24 protein-coding genes are annotated in these 24,946 nt (G+C 33.6%); 12 read left to right on the forward strand and 12 right to left on the reverse strand.

Going from position 1 to position 24,946, the window contains the following annotated elements; all coding sequences use genetic code 11:
* Positions 1 to 18: 18 nt before the first annotated feature.
* Genes KA833_RS00525 through hisIE form a run of 9 tightly spaced genes read left to right on the forward strand, consistent with a single transcriptional unit; the run spans position 19 to position 6,927 of the window.
* Entirely contained in the window at positions 19 to 834 is an 816-nt protein-coding gene (locus KA833_RS00525) for an ATP phosphoribosyltransferase regulatory subunit (protein WP_046206802.1), read from the forward strand.
* A 16-nt stretch (positions 835 to 850) separates the two neighbouring features.
* Positions 851 to 1,468, forward strand: a complete 618-nt coding sequence (hisG, locus tag KA833_RS00530) for an ATP phosphoribosyltransferase (protein ID WP_019470094.1) — start codon at positions 851 to 853, stop codon at positions 1,466 to 1,468.
* Positions 1,458 to 2,720, forward strand: a complete 1,263-nt coding sequence (gene hisD / locus KA833_RS00535; protein WP_046206976.1) for a histidinol dehydrogenase — start codon at positions 1,458 to 1,460, stop codon at positions 2,718 to 2,720. The genes hisG and hisD overlap by 11 nt, the downstream gene beginning before the upstream one ends.
* A complete protein-coding gene (locus KA833_RS00540) occupies positions 2,713 to 3,708 on the forward strand; it encodes a pyridoxal phosphate-dependent aminotransferase (protein ID WP_019470092.1) in 996 nt (331 codons plus the stop codon). The genes hisD and KA833_RS00540 overlap by 8 nt, the downstream gene beginning before the upstream one ends.
* The gene (hisB, locus tag KA833_RS00545) at positions 3,695 to 4,273 is read left to right on the forward strand and encodes an imidazoleglycerol-phosphate dehydratase HisB (RefSeq protein ID WP_019470091.1); all 579 of its coding nucleotides are present in this window, start codon (positions 3,695 to 3,697) and stop codon (positions 4,271 to 4,273) included. Before KA833_RS00540 ends, hisB begins: the two co-directional genes overlap by 14 nt.
* On the forward strand, positions 4,270 to 4,842 hold the full coding sequence (gene hisH / locus KA833_RS00550; protein ID WP_019470090.1) for an imidazole glycerol phosphate synthase subunit HisH: 573 nt from the start codon (positions 4,270 to 4,272) through the stop codon (positions 4,840 to 4,842). Before hisB ends, hisH begins: the two co-directional genes overlap by 4 nt.
* Positions 4,842 to 5,546, forward strand: a complete 705-nt coding sequence (hisA, locus tag KA833_RS00555) for a 1-(5-phosphoribosyl)-5-((5-phosphoribosylamino)methylideneamino)imidazole-4-carboxamide isomerase (protein ID WP_210128218.1) — start codon at positions 4,842 to 4,844, stop codon at positions 5,544 to 5,546. Before hisH ends, hisA begins: the two co-directional genes overlap by 1 nt.
* Complete coding sequence (gene hisF / locus KA833_RS00560) at positions 5,543 to 6,301, forward strand: imidazole glycerol phosphate synthase subunit HisF (RefSeq protein ID WP_210128217.1); 759 nt, start codon at positions 5,543 to 5,545, stop codon at positions 6,299 to 6,301. The genes hisA and hisF overlap by 4 nt, the downstream gene beginning before the upstream one ends.
* A complete protein-coding gene (hisIE, locus tag KA833_RS00565; protein WP_019470087.1) occupies positions 6,298 to 6,927 on the forward strand; it encodes a bifunctional phosphoribosyl-AMP cyclohydrolase/phosphoribosyl-ATP diphosphatase HisIE in 630 nt (209 codons plus the stop codon). The genes hisF and hisIE overlap by 4 nt, the downstream gene beginning before the upstream one ends.
* A gap of 129 nt (positions 6,928 to 7,056) precedes the next feature.
* Here the strand turns inward: hisIE and KA833_RS00570 are convergent, their stop codons facing one another.
* Both KA833_RS00570 and KA833_RS00575 read right to left on the reverse strand, forming a co-directional pair.
* A complete protein-coding gene (locus KA833_RS00570) occupies positions 7,057 to 7,557 on the reverse strand; it encodes a GNAT family N-acetyltransferase (protein WP_019470086.1) in 501 nt (166 codons plus the stop codon).
* A gap of 73 nt (positions 7,558 to 7,630) precedes the next feature.
* Positions 7,631 to 8,338 carry an SDR family oxidoreductase gene (locus KA833_RS00575; protein WP_019470085.1) on the reverse strand — a complete coding sequence of 236 codons (708 nt, stop codon included), beginning with the start codon at positions 8,336 to 8,338 and terminating at the stop codon, positions 7,631 to 7,633.
* Positions 8,339 to 8,527: 189 nt separating this feature from the next.
* Here KA833_RS00575 and KA833_RS00580 point away from each other — a divergent pair, with 189 nt between their 5' ends.
* Positions 8,528 to 8,797, forward strand: a complete 270-nt coding sequence (locus KA833_RS00580; RefSeq protein WP_019470084.1) for a DUF1413 domain-containing protein — start codon at positions 8,528 to 8,530, stop codon at positions 8,795 to 8,797.
* Between the two features lie 181 nt (positions 8,798 to 8,978).
* Here the strand turns inward: KA833_RS00580 and KA833_RS00585 are convergent, their stop codons facing one another.
* The gene (locus KA833_RS00585; RefSeq protein ID WP_019470083.1) at positions 8,979 to 9,170 is read right to left on the reverse strand and encodes a hypothetical protein; all 192 of its coding nucleotides are present in this window, start codon (positions 9,168 to 9,170) and stop codon (positions 8,979 to 8,981) included.
* Between the two features lie 315 nt (positions 9,171 to 9,485).
* Complete coding sequence (locus KA833_RS00590) at positions 9,486 to 10,127, reverse strand: beta/alpha barrel domain-containing protein (protein WP_019470082.1); 642 nt, start codon at positions 10,125 to 10,127, stop codon at positions 9,486 to 9,488.
* 473 nt (positions 10,128 to 10,600) lie between these two features.
* On the opposite strand from KA833_RS00590, the gene KA833_RS00595 reads away from it, so the two are divergent.
* Positions 10,601 to 11,446, forward strand: a complete 846-nt coding sequence (locus KA833_RS00595) for an HAD hydrolase-like protein (protein WP_064209288.1) — start codon at positions 10,601 to 10,603, stop codon at positions 11,444 to 11,446.
* A gap of 4 nt (positions 11,447 to 11,450) precedes the next feature.
* Complete coding sequence (locus KA833_RS00600; protein ID WP_046206796.1) at positions 11,451 to 13,175, forward strand: glycoside hydrolase family 3 protein; 1,725 nt, start codon at positions 11,451 to 11,453, stop codon at positions 13,173 to 13,175.
* Positions 13,176 to 13,565: 390 nt separating this feature from the next.
* Here the strand turns inward: KA833_RS00600 and uidA are convergent, their stop codons facing one another.
* From uidA to KA833_RS00640, 8 genes are all read right to left on the reverse strand, one after another.
* The gene (uidA, locus tag KA833_RS00605; RefSeq protein WP_046206795.1) at positions 13,566 to 15,359 is read right to left on the reverse strand and encodes a beta-glucuronidase; all 1,794 of its coding nucleotides are present in this window, start codon (positions 15,357 to 15,359) and stop codon (positions 13,566 to 13,568) included.
* Between the two features lie 36 nt (positions 15,360 to 15,395).
* Positions 15,396 to 16,799 carry an MFS transporter gene (locus KA833_RS00610; RefSeq protein WP_210128216.1) on the reverse strand — a complete coding sequence of 468 codons (1,404 nt, stop codon included), beginning with the start codon at positions 16,797 to 16,799 and terminating at the stop codon, positions 15,396 to 15,398.
* Between the two features lie 521 nt (positions 16,800 to 17,320).
* On the reverse strand, positions 17,321 to 18,535 hold the full coding sequence (locus tag KA833_RS00615) for a helix-turn-helix domain-containing protein (protein ID WP_070037403.1): 1,215 nt from the start codon (positions 18,533 to 18,535) through the stop codon (positions 17,321 to 17,323).
* Positions 18,536 to 18,669: 134 nt separating this feature from the next.
* Entirely contained in the window at positions 18,670 to 19,740 is a 1,071-nt protein-coding gene (locus KA833_RS00620; protein ID WP_019470076.1) for a YkvI family membrane protein, read from the reverse strand.
* Between the two features lie 492 nt (positions 19,741 to 20,232).
* A complete protein-coding gene (locus KA833_RS00625) occupies positions 20,233 to 21,591 on the reverse strand; it encodes a gluconate:H+ symporter (protein ID WP_019470075.1) in 1,359 nt (452 codons plus the stop codon).
* A 192-nt stretch (positions 21,592 to 21,783) separates the two neighbouring features.
* On the reverse strand, positions 21,784 to 23,334 hold the full coding sequence (gene gntK, locus KA833_RS00630; RefSeq protein WP_210128215.1) for a gluconokinase: 1,551 nt from the start codon (positions 23,332 to 23,334) through the stop codon (positions 21,784 to 21,786).
* A 34-nt stretch (positions 23,335 to 23,368) separates the two neighbouring features.
* Entirely contained in the window at positions 23,369 to 24,052 is a 684-nt protein-coding gene (locus KA833_RS00635; RefSeq protein ID WP_019470073.1) for a GntR family transcriptional regulator, read from the reverse strand.
* A gap of 156 nt (positions 24,053 to 24,208) precedes the next feature.
* Complete coding sequence (locus tag KA833_RS00640; RefSeq protein WP_064209285.1) at positions 24,209 to 24,934, reverse strand: MerR family transcriptional regulator; 726 nt, start codon at positions 24,932 to 24,934, stop codon at positions 24,209 to 24,211.
* Between the last annotated feature and the right edge of the window lie 12 nt (positions 24,935 to 24,946).

Consider the following 24,946-nt stretch of genomic DNA (forward strand, 5'->3'; position numbering starts at 1 on the left):
AAGGATGGTCATTATACTATGGATACGAAAGCACTTATTAATAATAAAGAATATGAATTATCATTTTTAAAACATTTTCAACAAGCGGATTTTAAACTTGTTGATTTTAGTTTTATAGAATCATTATCCTGGCAATCACTTACGCCTGATGATTTACAACAAATGACAGAGCGTAGCTTTTGGCAACATGACCATCATATTTTTGCTTTGCGCAATGATTTCACTGACCAATTATTGCGTTACTACAGTAATTATCAACCTGAACAACAACGTTTAGCTTATAGTGGTCCAATAGTCAGAAATAATGAAGTTTACACTCAATTAGGTATAGAACATTACAACCCAACTGTTACAGATATGCAAAACGATTTTAAAACGTTTTATAACTTTATTAAATATACGTTGAATGATGATATCGACTTTGTCATTTTAGGACATTATCAATTAATCGATTTATTATTAGCAGCTAGCGAACAAAGCCAATCGATATTAAATCTTATACAAGAGCGAAATATTTCAGAGTTAACTGCACAGTTAGGTCTTGCGCATCCTGTGGTACAGTTGCTCACTACAAAAACAACTGAACAACTTGATTTATTAACACAACTATTTCCACATGACCATCGCACCATCCAGTCTTTACATCGGTGGGAACAATGGTTTAAATCACAAAATATTACTGAAATTCATCTTGATATAACCCCTAGACCACCACGTTCTTATTACAAAGGATCATTCATGAAATGTCATTTAAAAAATAATAAAACTCAGCGTCTCACTGGTGGGTTTTATAAAGGGAAATTAGAAGGCTTTGGACTAGGTTTTATACTATAAACAAGGAGTGAAAATCATGCTTACTGTCGCATTGGCAAAAGGTAGATTACTTAAAAGTTTTATAAAGTATTTAAATGAAATAAGAGAAACTGAAATAGCATATGCACTTGAACAAAGAGAGCGTCAATTACTTATAACAGTTAATGATATACAATTTATTTTAGTCAAGGGTAGTGATGTACCGATATATGTTGAACAAGGCGTTGCAGATATTGGCATCGTCGGCAGCGATATTTTAGAAGAAGGTAATTATTTTATTAACAACTTACTGGATTTACCTTTTGGCGAATGTCACTTTTCACTTGCTGCTAAACCAGAAGCTTATCAATTTAAAAAAGTAGCTACTTCATATACCCAAACAGCACGTCAATATTTTGAAGCACAAGGTTTAGATGTTGAGCTTGTAAAACTATCAGGTTCAATTGAATTGGCATGTTTGGTAGATATGGTAGATGGCATTGTTGATATTGTTCAAACTGGTACTACTTTAAAGTCAAATGGCTTAGTTGAAAAAGAAAAGATTAAAAACATCAATGCTAAACTCATTACAAATAAGGCATCATATTTTAAAAAATCAACTGAAATTGATGATTTAATTAAAACTTTGGAGGTGACGCTCATTGATTACAAATAAAGAAACATTTATGAATAACTACCTGAACCAATCTGAACTAAACGAAGATTTATATCCAATCGTAAAAGAAATTTGTGATCAAGTGAAATTTCGAGGGGACGACGCCTTAAAGGAATACAATCTAAAACTAGACAAAGTAGAAACATCACAATTATCAGTTTCTAAGGAAGACTTATTTACTGCTTATCAACGCATTGACTCATCTATACGGGAAGCTCTTGAACAAAGTCATGACAGAATTAAGGCATATCAAATGTCTATTAAACAAGAGCATCAGCAGGATAATTCAGAATGTTACGAATTATATCACCCGTTAGAGCGTGTCGGTGTCTATGTCCCAGGTGGTAAAGCTAGCTATCCCTCCACCGTGTTAATGACTGTAACACTTGCTAAAGTTGCTGGTGTTAAAAATATCGTCGTCGTTACTCCACCACAAATTGAAGGCATACCTGATATTGTACTTGCTGCCTGTTATATTGCTGGTGTTGATCAAGTTTACCAAGTTGGTGGCGCACAAAGTATTGCTGCACTTGCGTATGGTACTGAGACAATTCCTAAAGTGGATAAAATAGTTGGACCTGGAAATCAATATGTTGCCTATGCCAAAAAATATTTATATGGGCAAGTTGGCATTGATCAGATTGCTGGTCCAAGTGAAATTGCACTAATTATTGATCGATCGGCTGACATAAATGCCATTACTTATGATGTATTTGCTCAAGCAGAACATGATGAACTTGCTAGAACATTTGTCATCAGTGAAGATAAAGACTTATTACAACAATTAGAAAATAATATTCAAAAAACTCTAAGACAAATCAAACGGCAACCTATTGTTGAAGCCAGTTTAAAACACAATCACTTCTTAATTTCAGTAGAAAACTTTACTGAAGCTTGCGATTTGATGAATCAAATTGCACCGGAACATGCATCTATACAAACACAATGTCCACATGACTATATCAACCATGTGAAATATGTAGGTGCACTCTTCTTAGGACATTATTCTCCAGAAGTTATCGGAGATTATGTTGCTGGCCCAAGCCATGTACTACCTACAAATCAGACTGCTCGTTTTACCAATGGTCTATCTGTGAATGATTTCTTAACGAGACATTCTGTCATAGATTTATCACAACAAACATTTAAAAACATTGAACAATCCGCACGTAAATTAGCACATATTGAACACTTGTATAATCACGAACAATCCATAGAAATTCGAACAACAAAGGAGCCACACAATGATTAGAATTAATAAAAATGAAAGTCCACTTAAACCATTATCTAATGAACAACTTGCAACAATTATTCAACAGGCAGCATTTAACTTTTATCCTGATGATGAGTATGAGCGCTTCAAACGAGCTTATGCAGCTTTTCATAATATTTCTCCTGATCAAGTCATAGCAGGTAATGGTTCTGATGAGCTCATTCAAAAATTAATGTTAATCATGCCAGAAGGACCGGCATTGACCTTAGATCCTGACTTTTTCATGTATCAAGCTTATGCTAATCAGGTAGCTCGACCTATTGAATTTGTACCAGCAAATTCAGATTTAACATTTGATTTAGAAATGATTTTAAAACGAATTGATGAAGTACAGCCTGCATTCTTTATTATGAGTAATCCACATAATCCATCTGGCTTACAATATAGTACGACATTTTTAATGGCTATTGCAGATAAGATGCAAACATTGGGTGGTTACTTTATCATTGATGAAGCTTACTTAGATTTTGGTGAATCTTATGATATTAAGATGCAACCTCATGTTATTCAAATGCGTACGCTCTCGAAAGCGTTTGGTATCGCTGGCTTAAGACTAGGTGTGCTCATCGGTACTAATGATACCATCAAACTCATCCAAAGCATTGAGCATCCGTATCCTTTGAATACAATTACGCTTCATATCGCGATTTATATGTTTGAAAATCAAACAATGACTCGCGCGTTTATAAAGCAACAACGACAGCTTGCCCGCAAATTAAAAGATATGTTTCATGAACTTGTTGACGATGTCATGGTAGTCTTCCCTTCTGCTACAAATTTCGTATTAACCAAAGGAGAAGCTGCGCAAAGTTTAGGTGCTTATATTAAAGACAATGGATTCCTTCCAAGATTATACGATGAACCAGAAATGTCTGACTATGTACGATACTCTATTGCTACAGATGAACAATTAGATCAATTATTTATACTTATTAAAAATTGGAGGTCGCAATATGATACTAAATAAAACACGTAATACAGCAGAAACACAATTAAGCATTTCTCTGGCTGATGACCACCGTGAAAGTAATATCCATACAGGCGTTGGTTTTTTGGATCATATGTTGACACTCTTTACTTTTCACAGCCAATTATCCTTATCTATAGAAGCAAATGGAGATGTTCAAGTCGATGATCATCATGTGACAGAAGATATTGGTATTGTTCTTGGACAGTTACTGTTATCGATGGTAAAGGAACGTAAATATTTTCAACGTTACGGGGTTAGTTACATACCCATGGATGAAACACTTGCGCGTACAGTCGTAGATATTAGTGGACGACCTTATTTATCTTTTAATGCTCAATTCAGTAAAGAAAAAGTAGGTACATTTGATACTGAACTCGTTGAGGAATTTTTCAGAGCACTTGTTATCAACTCACGTCTAACAACGCATATTGACTTAATTCGCGGTGGAAACACACACCATGAAATAGAAAGTATATTTAAATCTTTTGCTCGTGCGCTTAAAGATGCATTAGTCTCAAATGACGCTAATATCACTCCTTCTTCTAAGGGTGTGATTGAATGATTGCAGTGATTGACTATGGTTTAGGAAATATTAAAAACATACAACGTGCGCTTAATCGTTTAGGTTTTAATGCAATTTTAACAGATCGTGTAGAGGATATTGAGGCAGCAGATACCCTTATATTACCTGGTGTAGGTCATTTTAAAGATGCTATGCAAGCGATTGAAAAACGGGGATTAAAGTCTATTTTACAAAATATATCACATAAACCGATCATCGGTATTTGTCTAGGTATGCAATTGCTTTATGAACACAGCGCAGAAGGTGATGTAGAAGGATTACAACTTTTCCCAGGAAATATCATACCTATTCAAACACCTTATCCGGTACCGCATTTAGGGTGGAATAATTTAATCAGCAATTATACAACATTAACGCAAGATGTATATTTTGTACATTCCTATCAAGCTGAAATGTCAGATCATGTTGTTGCTTATGCAGACTATGGCACGTTGATTCCTGCAATTGTTCAATATAAAAATTTTATAGGTATCCAATTCCATCCTGAAAAAAGTGGTGAAGATGGTTTAGCGATACTTAATCAAGCTCTGAAAGGTGGTTTCTTATAATGATCAATATTTGGCCAGCTATTGATTTAATTAATGCAACAAGTGTGAGACTGACTGAAGGAAAATATGATTCAGAAGAAAAAATGACGCGCAGTGCCGAAGATAGCGTCGTTTTTTATGACAAGTTCGACTGTGTAGATCGTATTCATATTGTAGATTTAATCGGTGCCAAGCAGCAAACATCTATTGAACAGGACTACATCAAACAATTAAGAAGCCTGACCAATAAACCTATGGAAGTTGGTGGCGGTATACGTAGTTATGAAACAATCAAAGCTTATTTTGCTGACGATATAGACTATTGTATTATTGGGACAAAAGGCATTCAAGATACTGAATGGTTAGCCAAAATGTCTCATCAATATCCGTACAAACTCTATCTATCAGTAGATGCATATCAGCGCGAAATAAAAATAAACGGCTGGGAACAAGATGCACATCTAGACTTATTCGATTTGGTTCAGCAAATCGAATCGCTACCATTGGGAGGTATCATCTATACGGATATTTCTAAAGATGGTCGCATGGCTGGCCCAAACTTTGAAATAACAGCACAGCTTGTCAAAGCAACACAAAAACCTGTCATTGCTTCTGGGGGTATTCGTCATCAACAAGACTTAGAACAATTAGAAAAATTTGGTGTTCATGCAGCAATTGTTGGTAAAGCTGCTCACAACCCTGCATTTTGGGAGGGATTATCATGATTAAAAAAAGAATTATCCCCTGCCTAGATGTGAAAGATGGCCGCGTTGTCAAAGGCATACAATTTAAAGGGCTACGTGACCTTGGAAATCCTGTGGATTATGCACTTTATTACAACGAGCAAGGTGCAGATGAATTAGTCTTTTTAGATATCTCTCGAACTGAAGCAGGCCATGGACTTATGTTAGATGTTATTGAAGAAACTGCTGAAAAACTATTCATTCCACTTACAGTAGGAGGCGGCATTTCCACAATTGATGACATTTCCCAGTTGCTAAATCATGGTGCTGACAAGGTATCTCTAAACTCTAGCGCACTAAAGCACCCTGCTTTTATCCAAGAAGCCAGTGAAAAATTTGGAAGCCAATGTATTTGTATCGCTATAGATAGTAACTTTGATACAGAGTTAAATGATTATTATTGCTATACACATGGCGGAAAAAAACGTACAGATAAACGTGTCTATGACTGGGTTCAAGAAGTGGAGGCGCTTGGCGCTGGCGAATTATTAATAACGAGCATGACACACGATGGAATGAAACAAGGCTTTGATGTTAAACATTTACATGAGATTGAACAACTTGTGCACATCCCTATTATTGCTTCTGGTGGTGGCGGCAATCCAGAGCATTTTTTAGATTTATTCAAACAAACAAATGTCTCGGCAGGATTAGCTGCTAGCATACTGCATGACAAAGAAACCACAGTGAATGAAATTAAACAATCAATGGCTCAAGGAGGTATTCCAATAAGATGACACAACAACCTGATTTTAGTAAAGGGCTTATTCCTGCCATACTACAAGATGTTCAGACAAAACAAGTGCTTATGCTTGGTTATATGAATGAAGATGCATACAACAAAACGTTAGCTGAGGGGAAGGTTTGTTTTTATTCACGTTCTAAAGACCGCTTATGGACCAAAGGAGAAACTTCTGGTCACACCCAAGTCGTTCAAAATGTACACCTAGACTGTGATCAAGACACATTATTGATAGATGTAATTCCCAATGGACCAACTTGTCATACTGGGAGCCAGAGTTGTTTCAATACAACGGTTCCTTTCTATGTACAACAGCTCGAAGACACTGTATCTTCAAGCGCTAACTCTAATAAAGAAAATTCATACACACAATATTTATTGAATGAAGGTTTAGAAAAAATCACGAAGAAGTTTGGTGAAGAAGCTTTTGAAGTCGTAATCGGTGCTATGAAATCTAATCAAGAAGAAGTAACAAATGAAACTGCTGATTTAATGTATCATCTTTTTGTACTTTTACATGCATTGAACATCAAATTTGAAGATATTGAGAAAACTTTGTCAAAACGTCATCAAGTTTCCAATAACTTTAAAGGAGAAAGATCAGATATAAAAAATTGGTAAATTCGATTTACTGATTGCTTCATGATTTTTCATAATCAGTTAATTTCACTAATATATACTCATATATCAAACTATAGGCTAAAACAGATCATAACTGTTTTAGCCTATAGTTTTGAATTTATTAATTTTTTATACAAATAACACCATCAAATCTTCATCATAATACCGTTTGCCATCATAAAGTGCCTTTGGTTCAGTGCCATATTTCTGAAATCCTAATTTTTCATATAATTTAATAGCACTTTGGTTTTCCGTAAGAACCGATAAACCTATAGTTTTAACCACACCTTGTTCAGTGACAATATCTATCATTTTTTGAATTAGTTGTTGAGTAAATCCTTGTTTTCTATATTGTGGATCACAATATACACCGACTAAATTACCTCTGTGCATCACTTTTTCTAATATTTCTCGATAAAAAGTTGCATAACCGATTAATTTTCCATCGTCAAATACACCCATTGTAAAATGTCTTTCGTTCGACCCTATCCTCTCTTCAAAACGTTCAATTGGTAAATGAAGCTCACGTTGATAAGTTGAAGCAAAACCTGTAGGATCAGTTTGTAGAGACTGTAAGCGCAATGAGCGATATGCTTCTACATCGCTTTTCTTAAGACATCTAAACTCCATGCTCTACCTACTTTCACATTATATTATCACTTTACTATTAACTGACTCAACGTCGTAACATTAAAAATATATATTAGACTGGTCTGACAGTAATTTCATTTACATTTACATGTGAAGGTTGTTGTAATGCATAAACTACCGCTTCAGCAATATCTTTGGGTTCTAGCTTTTTACGTTCTCCCCAATCTGTCTGGCCACTTAAAGGCGTATCTACCATACCTGGCGATATGCTTGTCACTCGAACGCCAGTTTTAGCCAGCTCTTTTTCCAATCCTTGCGTAATCGTGTGCACTGCAGCTTTCGTTGCACTATATATTGTACTCATTTTCGTCACTTCAAAACCTGAGATAGAAGCAATGTTAATAATATGGCCACTAGATTGAGCTAAAAATGTTGGTATAACTGCATTAATGCCATATAGTGTCCCTTTCACATTTGTATCAATCATTGATTCCCAAGCCTTTACATTACCGTCCGTTACAGCAGAAGACATCATTTGACCCGCACTATTTACAAGTATATCCAAGCGACCGAATTGTTCTTTTGCATATGCTATTAAACGTTCAACTTCTTGTTGCTGTGTCACATCCACTATTAAATATTCAACCTGTGCATGATGTTCGTTTGAACGAATACGATTCACAACATCTTTCAGCTTTGTTTCATTACGACCAGTTAATAGTAATTGTATACCGTGACTTGATAGCACCTCTGCTATGCTAGCACCAATGCCACTACTAGCACCAGTGATGATTGCAACCTTGTTCTCTAATTTAACCATCGAATCTTCCTTTCATCAAACGTATTTTATATTTTATACCCTGTCCTCAAAGATTGTACCATGTGCCCTCCCCCTTGAAACAATGAGTTAGCTCATAAGCATGTGTACTTGTCATATACACTAAATCATTATAAAGTGGGTATATCATACATAACTCACTTATCTTTAAATAAATTAGGAGGATGACCCATGAACTTCACTGAAAGAATAAAAGAACTAAGAAATAATATTGATAGTACAAGTTTCGACTTTCGTTTTGAACAATTGTTTAATGAAGAAGAGTGGCTTGGACTATCGCTTAACCAGCGCCAGCAATATGAACGTGAATTCAGAAAATATGTCACCCAAAGTAATGTATTGCGTATTTCATATGCTTCACAAGATCACATTCGCATGCGTATGTATAATTCTATTTATAACTATAATGAAATCAAACATAACTTTAAATCTTATGTTTAATCATGATGAGAAAAGCCTACGTTACTGGATGAACAGTAACATAGGCTTTTCCACTTTGTAAGGGCTCTAAATAAATCATGAAAGGTGATACTAGGGAGAATAATATTCATGAAGTTTTACACACAAGATACGATGAAGTATATGTGTATAAACTTCAATGCTACTAGATGAATACAGTGTATTAATTACTTACTAGTAGCTTTTTTTCTAATCCATAGTTGTATAATTTTTCTGCATCAATATAAGCTATATAATCAATACTTCTGTATCCATCTTTAATGTCATTAATAATGCCTTGATTCACACCAGTATGTGTGTATATATCATAACTGCTTTCATTTGAAAAAATGACTTCTTCAATTACTTTTCTCATTTAATAATCACTCCGTATTTTTTCTTTCGTTAGGCATTGTTATCTTCTACACCCTTATCATAATCGATGACGTTAAGAATTTAAAGTGTTTTGTGATTAATTTCACAAAATAATCACTTTTAGTCCTTTTTAATATATTTCACACATTTTTAAATTGACAAATTGTTTAATTTTAAAAATGATTGATTTTAAAAATACGCATCATAGGTTAACGATAAAATTCCATTTATAGTACCTATTTCGTTAATATTGCGCTTAATCACGAAGCGTTAGTTATACCATTAGATAAATTGCTGTCATATTTTAGCTAATCATTTAGCTCAAACGCACTGAATTTAATTTTTCTACAAATGCATGTGTTTGATGAATAATCATATCTAAGTGGTTTTTTTGTGTCCCTTTAGTTAATGCATTACCAATACCGATAGCATAGGCACCACTTTTGTACCACTGCTCCATATTTTCTAATGACATGCCGCCATAAGGTATCATATGTATATTGGGGAAGATTTCACGAATATTTTTCAAAAAAGGTACACCTAATATATTTGCAGGATACAACTTAATCACTGGTACTTCATACTGTATCGCTTTAGTTACTTCATCTTTCGAACCACATCTTGGCATGTAAGGTATTTGGTATACATTACAAATATGCGCTATTTGAACGTCTAAATGCGACGTTGCTATATAGCGAGCACCATTTATAATCGCTACACGTGCGGTTACAACATTTTGAACTGAACCTGCACCAATGATAATTGATTTACCAAATTTTTGGGTTAACGCTTTTATGGCCAATTCTGCATAGGGCGTGTTAGATGTTATTTCAATATTTTTCATACCACCCTCAATCATTTTTTCACTTTTCAATATAGCATCATCACAAGTAGATCCCTTAACTACTCCTACCAAGTAGTTTCGGTGTAATTGTTCCAAAGTCAGCAATTTATCCATTAGCGTCTGTCCTTTCCAATCCATTTTATTTCATTGTAATTTTTATCTACTTTTCGTCAATCGATGACTACGTAACCCTTTCATAGTAAGATTCATTATATTTTGTTAACAATTTGAGCAATCATTAGTATCTATGTAGCATATTGATGTTTTATTTACAAAATGGATGCCATAGATGAGATAGATCAAAAATAAAATGTACGCACCTTTGATCACGTACTTCTCTCAAATAGCCAATATTTTTATTAATAAAATAACTATTTTAGTAATAAAATGACATAAAACATCTACTTTGTGATTATACTCACAAAGTTACACGAAATGCGCTAGTTTTTTTCTATTATGAATGCTAACTTTAATATTATAAAGAAAGCGCTTTATTATATCCTTGAGTTTTGCTTCCAATAGTATTTTAAAAGTAAGGCAATGGTATATGATAAAGCACATATTTTAACTTGAGAGGAACAGATTAAATGATTGATTCTTTATCACATTACAAACCTAGGTTTAAAAAATTAATTTGTGTTGATTCTGACGGATGTGCCATCGATTCTATGACTATCAAGCATGAGCGGGCATTTGGACCAGCTATTGTTGAAGAATGGGATTTAGAAAATATAGAGTCCAAACTATTAAAGCGCTGGAATGATATAAATTTATATGAAATCACTAGAGGTATTAATCGCTTTAAAGGATTAGAACGCATGTTAAGTGAACTTGTTGAACAAGGGATTCATATTGAGGGATACGAGCATATTAAGCAGTGGGTGCAAACAACAGATGCTTTCTCTAATCCAGCACTCGAAAAAGCTATATCAAACAATCCGCAACAAAATGGATTACAAAAAGCATTATCATGGTCCCACCGTGTTAATGCAATTATCAAAACCTTACCAAGTATTGGACCATTTAAAAACGTACAAACGTCTCTACAAAATGCTTCAACTTTTGCCGATATCGCAATTGTGTCATCAGCAAATTTAGCGGCAGTAGAATATGAGTGGGAAACATACAAATTAACAGACTATTTAAGTGGCATGTTTGCACAAGAAGCAGGTACAAAAGAGCACTGTTTAGCGCACTTAAAACAATATTACAACTTAGAAGACATCATCATGTTAGGAGATGCCAAAGGAGACTTAGAAGCAGCAGAATCTCATGGTATGTACTTTTATCCAATACTAGCAGGTCATGAAGATCAATCGTGGCTAGACTTTAACAATAAATATTTAAAATTGTTTAAAGATGGTCATTTCAACCAATACACACATGACACTTTAAAACAAATATTTTTTAATAATTTTGAAGGAGAGAACTAACACTATGGTTAAAGTAGATTTGACAGCATCACCCTATCATTTAAATGACAATCAAATAGCATGGGTAGAAGAAACACTTGGTACATTAACAGACGAAGAAAAAATTGGTCAATTATTTTTTAACTTATTTTCTTTAGAAGGTGGCAAAAAATTTTTTGACGCAGACTTAACTAATAAAGATATACTTGAACGTTATCACATTGGTGGCGCTCGATATGAAGGTGGAAACAAAGAAGAAGTTCAAAACTTACTCAATGATTTACAAAGGCATACGAAAGTTCCAGTACTTGTAGCAGCAAACTGTGATTCAGGAGGAAATGGTGCATGTAAAGATGGTACATATATCGCAAGTGCTGCTCAATGTGAAGCTGCCCAAGATACAAAAGTTTCATATAATGCTGGTCTCGTTTCAGCACGTGAATCCTCAGCACTTGGTGTACACATTAATTTCGATCCCTGTGTAGACATACTTAAGAATTGGCGCAATACAATCGTTAATACACGTGCATATGGCACAGATGCTGAAACAGTTATTAAATATTCAAGTGCATTTATTGACGGCTTTAATGCTGAACGCGATATGATTACATGTATCAAACACTTCCCTGGAGACGGTACGGAAGAGCGTGACCAGCACTTGGTGCTTGGAGTAAATGAACTATCTACCGATGAATGGGACGACAGCTTCCGAAAAGTTTATCAACATCACATTGATCGCGGTGTACAGATGATAATGGCAGGACATATTGCACAACCTGCTTATTCAAAAAAATTAAATCCAAGTCTCGAAGATAAAGACATTTTACCTGCAACTCTTTCTTCTGAACTAATTACTGATTTACTAAAAGATGATATGAAATTTAATGGTTTAGTCGTTACTGATGCTAGCCATATGTTAGGTATGACTGCTTCTATGCGTCGCGAAGATTATGTTCCATTAGCCATTGCAGCTGGTTGTGATATGTTCTTGTTCTTCAATGATTTGGAAGAAGATTACCAATTTATGCTCAATGGTTATAAAAGCGGGGTCATCACAGAAGAGAGATTAAATGATGCCGTAAGACGTATCTTAGGTTTAAAAGCACAACTCAATCTTCACATGAAACAAGAAGACGGTTCAATCATTCAACCTCAAGAAGCATTAGATATTATCGGTTGTACAGAACATTTAGAAATGCGCGCAGAAGCAGCTGATTTAGGCATAACACTTGTAAAAAACACTTTAAATCAATTACCTATCCGACCTGAAACACATAAAAATATTATGCTTTATGTGATCGAAGGCGAAAAAGATGGCATCTATAAATCAGCGAATAACGTCACAGATGATATTATAAAAGAACTCGAATCTCGTGGATTTAATGTGACATTAAATGATGGTTCAACACGTATTAAAGGTAAAACATTAGAATATCGTGAAAAAGTAGACGCTGCGTTAGTATTTGCAAATATTATCGGCTATGCTGCTGAAAATAACTATCGCATTAAATGGGGTACAGCCATGAGCAATGAAATACCGTGGTATGTACATGAAGTACCAACCGTGTTTATTTCTACCAATTTCACGACTCACCTGCATGATGCAACAATGGTTAAAGCTTATATAAATGCTTATCATTCCAACAGAGAAAATATTAAACAAACCATTGATAAGATCATGGGAGAAAGTGAATTTAAAGGTCAATATAATGACTTAGTATGGACAGAAAAATGGCAAGCAAAATTATAAAAAAGCGAGTTATAATATCATGCTTAGGATATAATACCTATGCTTAAATTAAGGACTAATCTCTCACATTAAAATGAGATTAGTCCTTTTTATATCGAAATACTTTCGTATGGGTATAGCTAGAGTATGTTTGTTCGAACTGTACACATTCACGTATTTCATTATCTACAGCGTCAACACAGTACTCTTTTGTCTCCTTATATAACGATCATAAAGCTAAACAAGCTAATTTATACTAAAACTTACTAAACATACAAAATACATTTTATTATATATAATGCCATTAAATCATATTATTCAATTTGATACCCCTTTTTCTATAAAACCAAAATAACCCTAAAGCTTGTTATAGGCTTCAGGGTGAATATACTTATAATTGTATTTAGTTGTTTATGATTTATAGCCAAAGTTAGGTATGTTTTCCCAACGTTTCTTGAAATAATGTGCAACTGCTTTAGGGCGACGTTCACGCGTGAATATTCCTTTTTTGTTTCCTTGGACACGGATAATATCTGCAGATGTTTCAAAATCTGCAAAATTCCATGTATGTTCACCAATAAATTGTGGATATTGATCAATGACTTCATGATTTGCTTCATAATAACGAATTTGGTACTCTTCCGTAAATAATTCATCATTTAGTGAATGTAATCCTGCTACTGTGTCCGCACCATATTCTGTAAACATAATTGGCTTATGCGGTTGTTTTTCACTCCAACCATCTAACTCAGTTCTTAAAGCTTCTTTAGCAGCTTCCAAATCTCCTGTTTGTGTATACCATCCGTAATATCTGTTCAGACATAATACATCTACTAAATCTTGAACTTGGCAATTATCCGGCTGTGACATTAAAATGGTTACGATTGTTACAGGTCTGTTTTGTGGATCGCAAGAACGTGCTAAGTTGACCAAGGGCTCAAAATATTCTTTTGCGCCTTCTTCAGTTGAAGCTGGTTCATTAGCTATTGACCACATTACTACACATGCATGGTTTTTATCTCTATCAATCAAATCTTTGATAACAGATTCGTGTGCTTTTTTCGTTCCAATTTCTTTAAATGTATCTCTTGTAGACACACCATATAATACAGTGCTAAAGTTTAAATGCACGCCGACAGCAGTTGTTTCATCTATGACAACAATACCTTGTTCATCTGCCAATCGCATCATTTCTTCAGAATAAGGATAGTGTGACGTTCTAAATGAGTTACCGCCAATCCATTTAATCAGATTGAAATCCATAACGTTTGTTACTTCATTTAATCCTCGGCCATTATAATAGGTATCTTCATGCTTACCAAATCCTTTAAAATAAAACGGTTGATCATTGATTAAAAATTGCCCCTGTTTTACTTCCACAGATCGTATACCAAAACGCTCAGTATAACTATCTACAGCTTGGTTATTATCTACTAACGTTACTTCTAAATGATATAAGTAAGCATTCAAAGGTTGCCATAAATGCGGCTGTTCAACCTTGATAGAACCCTGTGCACCAGTCGTTTCTGCTACAACCTTTCCCGCTTCATCTATCAATTTAATTAAGATATCATCCACTGGTTCATTGATGGAAACATTATAATTTATATCTGCCACATTATTTTTAACTTCTGGAACAATTTCAATATCTTTTATAAATGTTTGTGGTGTTGTATAAATTTTAACGGGTCTATGCAAACCAGCATAATTGAAAAAGTCAAAATTAGGTTTATTTCTTTTAATCAAATTACCATCTTTGTCTGTGGTTTCGCTATAATTACCAACAGGTAAAGTCGTTTCGTCTAATATATTATTTACACAAACCGTTAAACGATGTTTTCCTGTAGAGAATTTTTGATTTAATTCCACTTCAAATGGTAGAAATCCTCCTTGATGTGATGTGACTTCTTGACCATCGATATAAACAGTTGCTTTATGTGTAGCTGAACCAAATCTCAACACAATACGTTCATCTGATAGTACGTTAGGTATCGTAAACATTCTTTCATACCAAACGTTTCCTACATGATTACGTATGTTTGCAGTCACGCCTTGATCATTATATGAACCAGGTACTGCCATAACTAAATCAGTGTCCAAAGGTTTCGTTACATCTATTTGATCATAGTTCTCTTCTAATTTAAACTGCCAAACACCATTTAAGTCTATGATACTTCTCTGTTCATTTGTTACTGGATATAGCATATAAATGCTCCTCTCATAAAATTAAATACAAAATAGTTATAATTCCTCTCTAAGTGCTAGTTCTTTAACAATTTGTTTATGTTTCTGATCTGTTAATGGGTATGCAATGAAGAAAAGTATCACTGCAACTAAACAAATGACCGCGGGTACCACAAAGAATAATATTTTTAAACCGAATATTGTATCAGGATTTTGTGCCGCATTAGGTACATAACCAATAATTGTTAATGCCATACCTGGTATAAAACCTGCTAAGCCTTGTGAAATTTTTCTAGTAAAACTATAACTTGCATAAATAATACCTTCAGATCTAAGTCCTGATTGCCATTGTCCGTATTCTACAACATCAGCTATAAACGCCCATGTCACCGTATTTGGAATAACTAAGAATAATTGTGCAATCGTGTTAAATATTAAGAAAAGTACAATTTGCTCTGAAAATAACGAAAAGTTCACAATTTGGAAAATAATAAAACCACTTACGCCTATGACTGCTGTCATTTTTTTACCTACTTTTTTACTTAAGAAAGTAGTTAGGAATAATGCTGGTATTAAAACAATAAAATTCAATGTACTTACAATTCCTATTAAATTATCAAAACCAAGTACATTTTTGTAATAATATAGTTGCGCACCTTGTTGTAAAAATAAAGCAGTAATCGTTAGCAATGTATAAATTGCTAAAATTATAAATGGTCTATTTTTCAGTAAATTAAAAAACGCTTTACGCCCTAAACCTTTTACTTGCGGACGTTCAATTGTATGACGCTCTTTAACCCCCTTATAACACAACATATGTAGTGTCACACCTGCAATTGCAAGTATTCCTACTGCAATCGGATAACCAATCGCATGATTCGGAAATAGACTTACTAACGGAATAATAACAATGCCTGAAATAAACATGGCACCTTGTGACCCTAAATTACGAAACACTGATAATTGTGTTCGATCATCCGCATTAATCGTCATTGAGGCAGACAATGAACCATAAGGTATATTCACAACAGAATAAGCAGCATTGAATAGTAAATATGTTCCAAATGCCCATATAATTTTACCTGTTTCACTGATATCAGGAGAAATAAAAGTTAAAACAGTCAATATTGCTAAAGGAACGCTCCCATATAAAATAAATGGTCTAAATTTTCCTCGCTTTGAAAAATTCTTCTGATTATCGACAAGAGTTCCTACACCCGTGTCTACAAATGCATCGAAAAATTTAGCAACTAAAAATACGAGACCACCAACGGCAGACGGAATTCCCAAAATATCTGTATAAAAAAGCAGTAAATAAATTTGCCCCATATCAAACATTAATCCGTTTCCTAAATCCCCAAATCCATAAGCTAGTTTTTCTTTGAATTTTAATTTCGGTGATTCAATTTCGTTAAATTTTTTCAATTTCTTATTTGCCGGTTTTAATCTGGCTGTAACCATAAGGATTACCTCTTTCCACTATCGAAACAACATTTGTGCACCTCATCTTTGCAGTTTCATAGTCTGTTTTATTGAATGTGGCCATCAATCATAACTTCCCCCACAGAATTGAAAGCGTTTTCTTACGTACATAAAAATTTTTAACCCTCTAGAATAGATACGCTTATTATTTTCACGTGCATACACCCTTAACACTTTTTGATAGAGCTCTTACTTTTATTATATTTTTATAATGACAACAGTCAATAAAAAATAACAACGTTGTTAAAATTGTGTCTTACTTATCCATCTATGCTATTTTTTTCAACTATTGCTAAAGTCTGTAATAACGCCAATCCAAATTGATACTATACTTTATTACATACAATTGCGCGGAAAATATTAAATTAGCTCTAAGTTTAATGTGAATTGGTACTATTTTAATTATTTTCAGAGATAATTATGATTTTTTTGATATTTTCCTAATTTTTTTTACAATTTTTTTATTGAATATTTAATTTTCTGATTTTTCATTATATCTACTAATAAAATTCTTTATGTTCTGTCCGATATTTCAATGGTGTCTTGCCATATTGCTTTTTAAAACATTGTGCGAAATAACTTTGTTCCTTAAAACCAACATATTTTGCCACTTCGGCAACAGTCATTTTTGTCCGCGCTATTAAGTCACGCCCTTTTTTTATTCTTAGTGCTGTAATAAATTGTGATAAAGATTGATGACATTCCTGATTAAAAATTCTTGATAGATAACTAGGTGCCAAATTTACATAATTCGCTAATTCTTCTAAAGTTAAATTACTATCTAAGTTTCTTTCAATATATTGAATCACTTTACTTACTTTAGGGCTAAAGGCATTCGCTTTAATTTTCATAGCCCTTTCTGCATATTCCTTTACAATTGCATACGTTAATTCTTCCAATACTTCTACATCCAATGTCCGATCAATCATTGCAGCATATCGAGCAGATATTTCATCGATATGTATAAGACTTACACCCGCTTTTTCACCAGCTTTACGGCATAAAGTATTGATCAAATATGCTTTATATTGTTCATTTGATAGATCATCCTTCACTCGTCGTAAACCAGTCACAGACAAACTCATCTTTTTTAAAATCGTTAATGCTTCTTCGACATTTCCGTTTTCTACTGCAGTCAACAATTGATTTTCTAAATTATATCTATATTCTATTTCTTGTAATGTGTAATCACTTTGAAGCTTAGAATCAGCTAAAAATGTTTCATTTGCATGAAAACTGAAGTCAATTTCTACCGTTTCATAGACAATATTTCTTTTCTTCAAAAAACGAATTGCTAAACGACACATTTTTTGTGCTTTAACATGATGACATATTGGTATTTTAAGTAGATATTGTTTCAGTGTAGGCAGCTTAGAAATTTTAATATTTAAATTTAGTAACATTTCATTACATTGGCGCTCATTGGGTCGTTTATCCATATAAGGTCCAATAATATATATTTTTCTATATTTTTTAAATTTAAAAATCAAAAAGCTTACATTAAAACTATTTTTATAGTGATAAATTTTATTACTTTGCATATGCACAATAAAATGTTTTAACTCATTTCTATATTGTTTTTTGGTAGTATTCATAAAAGGTGTCTTAATATGGTTACTAATTGCCTTTATGTTGTCCATATCATAACCTTCTAACTGAATACCCAACAATTGTATAGCATGCATTTGCAATATTTCTAGCGTTTCATTCTTCATAAAAAACACCCCATTCCTTATATTTTTATTATATCTAAATATTAAGGAATAGAGTATCAAATGAATAAAAAATATTTAATTTATTTTTAGAATTTTATATATTTAGGCGTGTAAGGCTATTAATCACTCTGTGTCTATTGTTTCTTACCCAATTTTAATTTAAACGGCGCATAGAATAAGACAAAGATAAGCACCAAACCTAAATAACCGATTAATGGATAGAAGATTGCTACTAGATCCGTAAATCCGACAAAACTTAAGCAAAGTCCTACAAGGATTGTAATAGTATAAAATATCTTAAAACGTATAGAATCTACAACAGTGAAACGTGTTGCAAATGCATAAAACATACCTAGTCCTGTATTGAAAATCATACCAAATATCACGATTGCCATAATGATACCTAGAATTGGTGATATATGGTTCACAATACCTAACATAGGCATTTCCATATTACCGACAATATTGATTTGTGTAAAAATTGCTAAATGACTTAAGACAATCATAGCACCCAATATCAGGCCACCTACTAAGCCTCCAATTGCTGCTACTTTTGAATTTTTTTCTGCTCCACCCATTACAATAGCCATTGAAGCACCTACTGCTGTATTAAATGAAGCATAATTAATACCTGCAACAAACCAATTAGGTAATGTCGAAGGTTTCGCATCTGAAATTGTATTTAATTCAGAAAATGGTACATTTGTAGTTAAGAAACTATAAATCGAAATAATTAATATAAAAATAATTAAAAACGGCGTAATATTGCCAATAACTTTAACTACACCTTCAACCTTTAACATTCCTGCAAGGATGATTAATACAGTCATTAATAATGTACCAACGAGCGATGGTACCCCAAATTGTTGATTTAAGTTTGACCCAGCACCTGCAATCATCACTACACCGACACCAAACAAAGTAAAGATAATGACTAAATCAATAATCCATCCCAATAATTTTCCAAATAATGATTTTCCAGTAATATTATGTATAACGACTTTATGTGAATCTGTATCAAACTTACTCCCTAACCAAACAAGCATCATCCCAACATAAGCAAACAACGCTGTGGTAATGATAGCACCCAAAGTGCCCAAAATACCAAAACTAGTAAAATATTGCAGCACTTCTTGTCCAGAAGCAAATCCAGCACCAACGATGACACCGATAAAAGCACTAGCAATCAGTAATATTCTTTTCATCATGTTACCCCCTTATTGAGTCTACTATATACAACTTAAATAAAATTTCAATTATAATAACTATGATTATTGTATATTTGGCATCTAAACTACTTAAAATTTCTACGATTACTCAATTTTATCATTTTATCCATAATTTATGTTGAAATACTTAAAAGACTAAGCAATTCATGCAATATAGCATTTGGAACATAAACCCTAGAAAAATAACATGAAGATGATTTAATTCAGTCCATCTGTGTGATTCATTGTTACTCATCAATACTACGACTTATTTATGTCTAAATTCACATTAAAATATTTTTAAAAATAAGGACCTATATTAACCCAAGTAGTAAATCAATGACCTAACTATAATTAAAATAATATTGAAAAAGGCAATTTCTATATGATTTCAATAGAAATTGCCTTTTTTCACTTGTTCAAGAACTTTATGTTCCAGACTCTATTTCGTAACACACACCCATTTATATGTGTTTTTATGTGATTTTATTATACAAAGATACTTAATATAAAAATAAAAACTAGTCCTGAAACAGAAATAACCGTTTCAAGTAATGACCAAGTTAGAAACGTTTCTTTAACAGTTAAACCAAAATATTCTTTAAACATCCAAAAGCCTGCGTCATTCACATGAGATAAGATAACACTACCTGCGCCAATTGCTAATACTACTAATGCAACATTCACGTCCGATGATTGTAGTAATGGCAATACAATGCCTGTTGATGAAATTGCGGCTACTGTAGATGAGCCTAAAGCAATTCTTAAAACGGCTGCAACTACCCATGCTAGTAATATAGGAGACATTTCAGTACCTTCAAACATTTTAGCTATTGTGTCACCAACACCACCATCTATCAGTACCTGTTTGAAAGTACCACCGCCGCCTATAATTAAAATCATCATTCCAATAGGATAGATTGCGTTTGATACAGAATCCATGATTTCAGCATTTTTTCTACCTTGTCTGACACCCATTGTTATAATTGCAAACAAAACGGCAATTAACATCGCTGTACCAGCAGTACCTATAAAGTAAATGAAGGATTCAAAGCCATTTGTCGCTTCTTCATTACCCGTCACTAACTGAACAATTGTAGAAAGTAACATAAGAATAACTGGTGAAATTGCTGTTAGTAAACTGATACCAAATCCAGGCATTTCAGACTCTGAAAATTCTTTTTGCGCACCTAAAGCTGAGATATCACCTTCGCGTTGATAAGCAGTTGGCGTAATTTTTTGTGCCACTTTATTAAATAATGGCCCTGCAATAATGGTAACAGGTATTGCTATAATTATACCGTAAAGTAACACATGACCTAAATTAGCTTGTAGTTCTTTAGCAATTACAACTGGTCCCGGATGTGGTGGTAAGAATCCATGTGTCACAGATAGTGCTACAACCATAGGAAGTCCAAGTTTTAATTGTGATACATTCGCGCGTTTTGCAATTGTAAATACTAATGGTATTAATAGTACTAATCCTACTTCAAAGAATAGCGCTATACCTACAATAAAGGCTGCAATCAACATTGCCCATTGTACGTGTTTGTGTCCAAACTTTTTAATCAATGTATCGGCAATACGTGTAGCACCACCACCATCAGCCAATAGTTTACCTAAAATCGCACCTAAACCAAAAATTAGAGCAATATGTCCTAAAGTACTTCCCATACCATTTTCAATGGTTTCTATAATTTTATCTAACGGCATTCCGAGTAAAATAGCAGTGATAATAGATGTAATAATTAATGATATAAATGTATTTAACTTCAAGAAAATGATTAATGATAATAATACAACGATACCTATAACCACTGTAATTAATGGCCAAATTGTTTCAAACATAATTGTTCTCCCCTTTAACACTTAACATAATCGTTCATAATATCAAAAGGGCTTGCCCTCTCAATGATAACGCTTACTTAAATGTTTAAATTTTTAAATTTTTTAAACTGAATGAAATGATAGCCTTAAATGGAATTTACATATTTTTATTTATAGCTTATCATTCACTCAGTTTGTACCAATAAATCGTATCTACGATTTATCTTCAACCACATGTTCACGCTGAAACGTAGCGATTTCAGCATAGCGTTCTTCTAATGAGCGACTTAAATTGATGAAAATTGAAATAAGTTTTTGATAAACATTCACATTATCTTGATTTGGACGATGCTGATTTGTTGTACCCACCATTTCTTCAATAATAGAAAAATCTTCAATTTCACCAAGTGCCTTCATGCCAAGTACACAAGCGCCTAAACATGAGCTTTCATAACTCTCTGGGACGATTAAATTCGTATCAAAGATATCTGCCATCATTTGACGCCACACTTCACTTTTAGCAAACCCTCCCGTTGCTTTTATCGTGGACGGTGTTTCATTCATTACTTCGACTAATGCTAAATAAACTGTATAAAGGTTATAAAGAACGCCTTCTAACGCTGCTCGAATCATATGTTCTTTCTTGTGAGCTAGCGTTAAGCCAAAGAATGAACCTCGTGCATCTGCATTCCACAATGGTGCACGTTCACCTGCTAAATATGGATGGAATATCAACCCATCTGCGCCCGGTTTCACACGATTAGCAATTTTAGTCAGTACATCATATGGGTCAACGCCTAAACGTTTTGCTGTTTCCACTTCACTCGCCAATAATTCGTCACGTAGCCATCGTAATACCACACCTCCATTATTCACTGGTCCTCCAATGACATAATGATCTTCCGTCAAAACATAACAGAAAATTCTACCTTTATAATCTGTTCGTGGTTTATCTATTACTGTTCTTATGGCGCCAGAAGTTCCAATGGTTACAGCAACTTCACCTTTTTTAAACGCATTTACGCCTAAATTTGACAATACGCCATCACTAGCACCTACAACAATTGGCGTATTTTCGTCAATACCCATTAATGTTGCGTAACGACGTTTCATCCCTTTTAATATATGTGTTGTCGGCACAATTTCAGGCAATTGAGATGTATGAATGCCTAACAACGCTAATGCTTCTTGATCCCAATCTAAATTCTCTAAGTTAAACATGCCAGTAGATGAAGCCATCGATTGATCAATCACATAGGTTTCAAATAACTGATAAAAAATATATGTTTTAATGTCTGCAAACATCGCTGTTTGATTATATATTTCTTGTTGTTCGTGTTTCATCCAAAATATTTTAGATAGAGGTGACATTGGATGGATAGGCGTACCTGTTCTACTGTATATCGCGTCACCGTCATATTTGTCTTTAATCATTTCTGCATATTTTGTCGCACGATTATCTGCCCAAGTCAAATTCTCAGTTAATCGTTGATGACTTGCATTCATTGCAATCAAACTATGCATTTGAGCACTAAATGAAATTAATTTCAAATCATTTTTATGAACATTGGCTTCCCTCATAACATATTTAATCGTCATCAATACTGCATCAAATAACTCATCAGGATTTTCTTCTGACACCTCCACATTTGGTGTATGCAAAGGATAGCCAATATTATGTTTCATAATAAACTGCCCTTTTTCATCATAAAGCACTGCTTTTGTACTTGTCGTACCTATATCAACACCTATCATGTATTTCATAGTTTTTCCTCCTATTGTACCTCTTGTTTCACAATTACTCTTTCATCCAAAAACTATCTATATCTTCGCCAACATCATCAAAATTCAAATGAAATGCTTCTCTTAGTTTTGTTGCACTTTGCTTTGCAACCGCATCGATAAACACTTCATGATTATGATGAATTCGTTCAAAATCAACCGGATTTTCAGTCATACGTTTGCGCATGGATAACAAGATAAGCGCTTCCATCACTGGCTTCAAATTGTTCCAAAATGTTTTTAGATACTGATGTTTAGAAGCTAATATCGTCACTTCATGAAATTTCATATCGTGTTCTGTAAATGCCTCTGCGTCTTCAAATTTCACAGCAACTCTCATCATTTCTAGTTGTTTCCGCATTTCTTTAACAATTTGCTCATGATTATCTTTTTTTATCTTATTAAAAGCAAATGATTCTAGCATAATTCTTAAATCATACAGTTCTTTTTTTTCATTATCATTAAAAGGTAAAACGTAGGCACCCATTCGTTCTAAATGAATTAACTGATCTTGCTTTAATAATTTAAATGCATCTCTTACTGGAGAACGACTCACATTAAATTCATTGGCAATTTGGTTTTCAGTTAACAATGTGTCTGGTGTAATCATGCCATCAACAATTCTTAAACGTATTTCCGAAGCAATCATTTCACCTTTAGAAACACCTTCAAGCCATTGTTCTGGATAAATATATTCCAAACGACTTCACCTCTCCACTCAATCGATATACTTGTATACAAGTATAGTAATATACATTCCGTATAATTGCAAGCGCTTGCAATTATACGGAGCATCTCCAAATTCCATAAAAAATCGGCATATCAAGTTTTCACTCGACATACCGATTTTTTCATTTTAATGACTTCCTGTTTTTAACGTTGTTACACAATGATGTGTTTGGTAACAATGCGGGCATTGTAATTTTCTAGTTTTAGGTGTATGTGCAGCAAACATCCACGTCGACAATTTAGGTTTAAATATTTGTTGACAATTCGGACATAAATAACTCACACGTTGATATATCGCTTTTGTCATAATGCCAGCATAAATTACTAGAATAGGTAATGTTGATAAAAAAGGCATCCATTTTTTTAATAATACGCTAGCGATGATAGATGTATATTGTATTATGATCGCAGGACTCAGCTTATATAGCAGTGGCATGTATAACGTCATGCCACGCTGATTTTGAATGACATATTTATGTGTGTTAATCAATTTTTCAATAGGTGCTTGCGCATCTTCACTGATACTGCTTTCCAGTTGTTTCATTTGATAAGCAGTAAGTTTCAATTTTTCAATTTCTTCATTAATTTCAGTTTTCTTTTGATGTAACATAACTTTTACTGCTTGTAACTTTTTGTCGTCTGTTAGTAATATTTTTATGTCTTTCAATGAAAAACCTATCGATTTCAATATTAAGATAATTTCTAAATTTACTTTGCTTTGTTCGTCAAATAATCGTCTACCATTACTTGATGATGGCATCGATTGTAAGAGTCCTTTTTTATCATAATACTGAATCGTTCTTACTGTTACATTGCAATGCTTTGCTAGTTCTCCTGTTTGATATAGTGTCATAAAATAACCTCC

The sequence above is a fragment of the Staphylococcus sp. GDY8P67P genome, from assembly GCF_017892545.1.
GTDB classification, from domain to species: Bacteria; Bacillota; Bacilli; order Staphylococcales; family Staphylococcaceae; genus Staphylococcus; species Staphylococcus ureilyticus.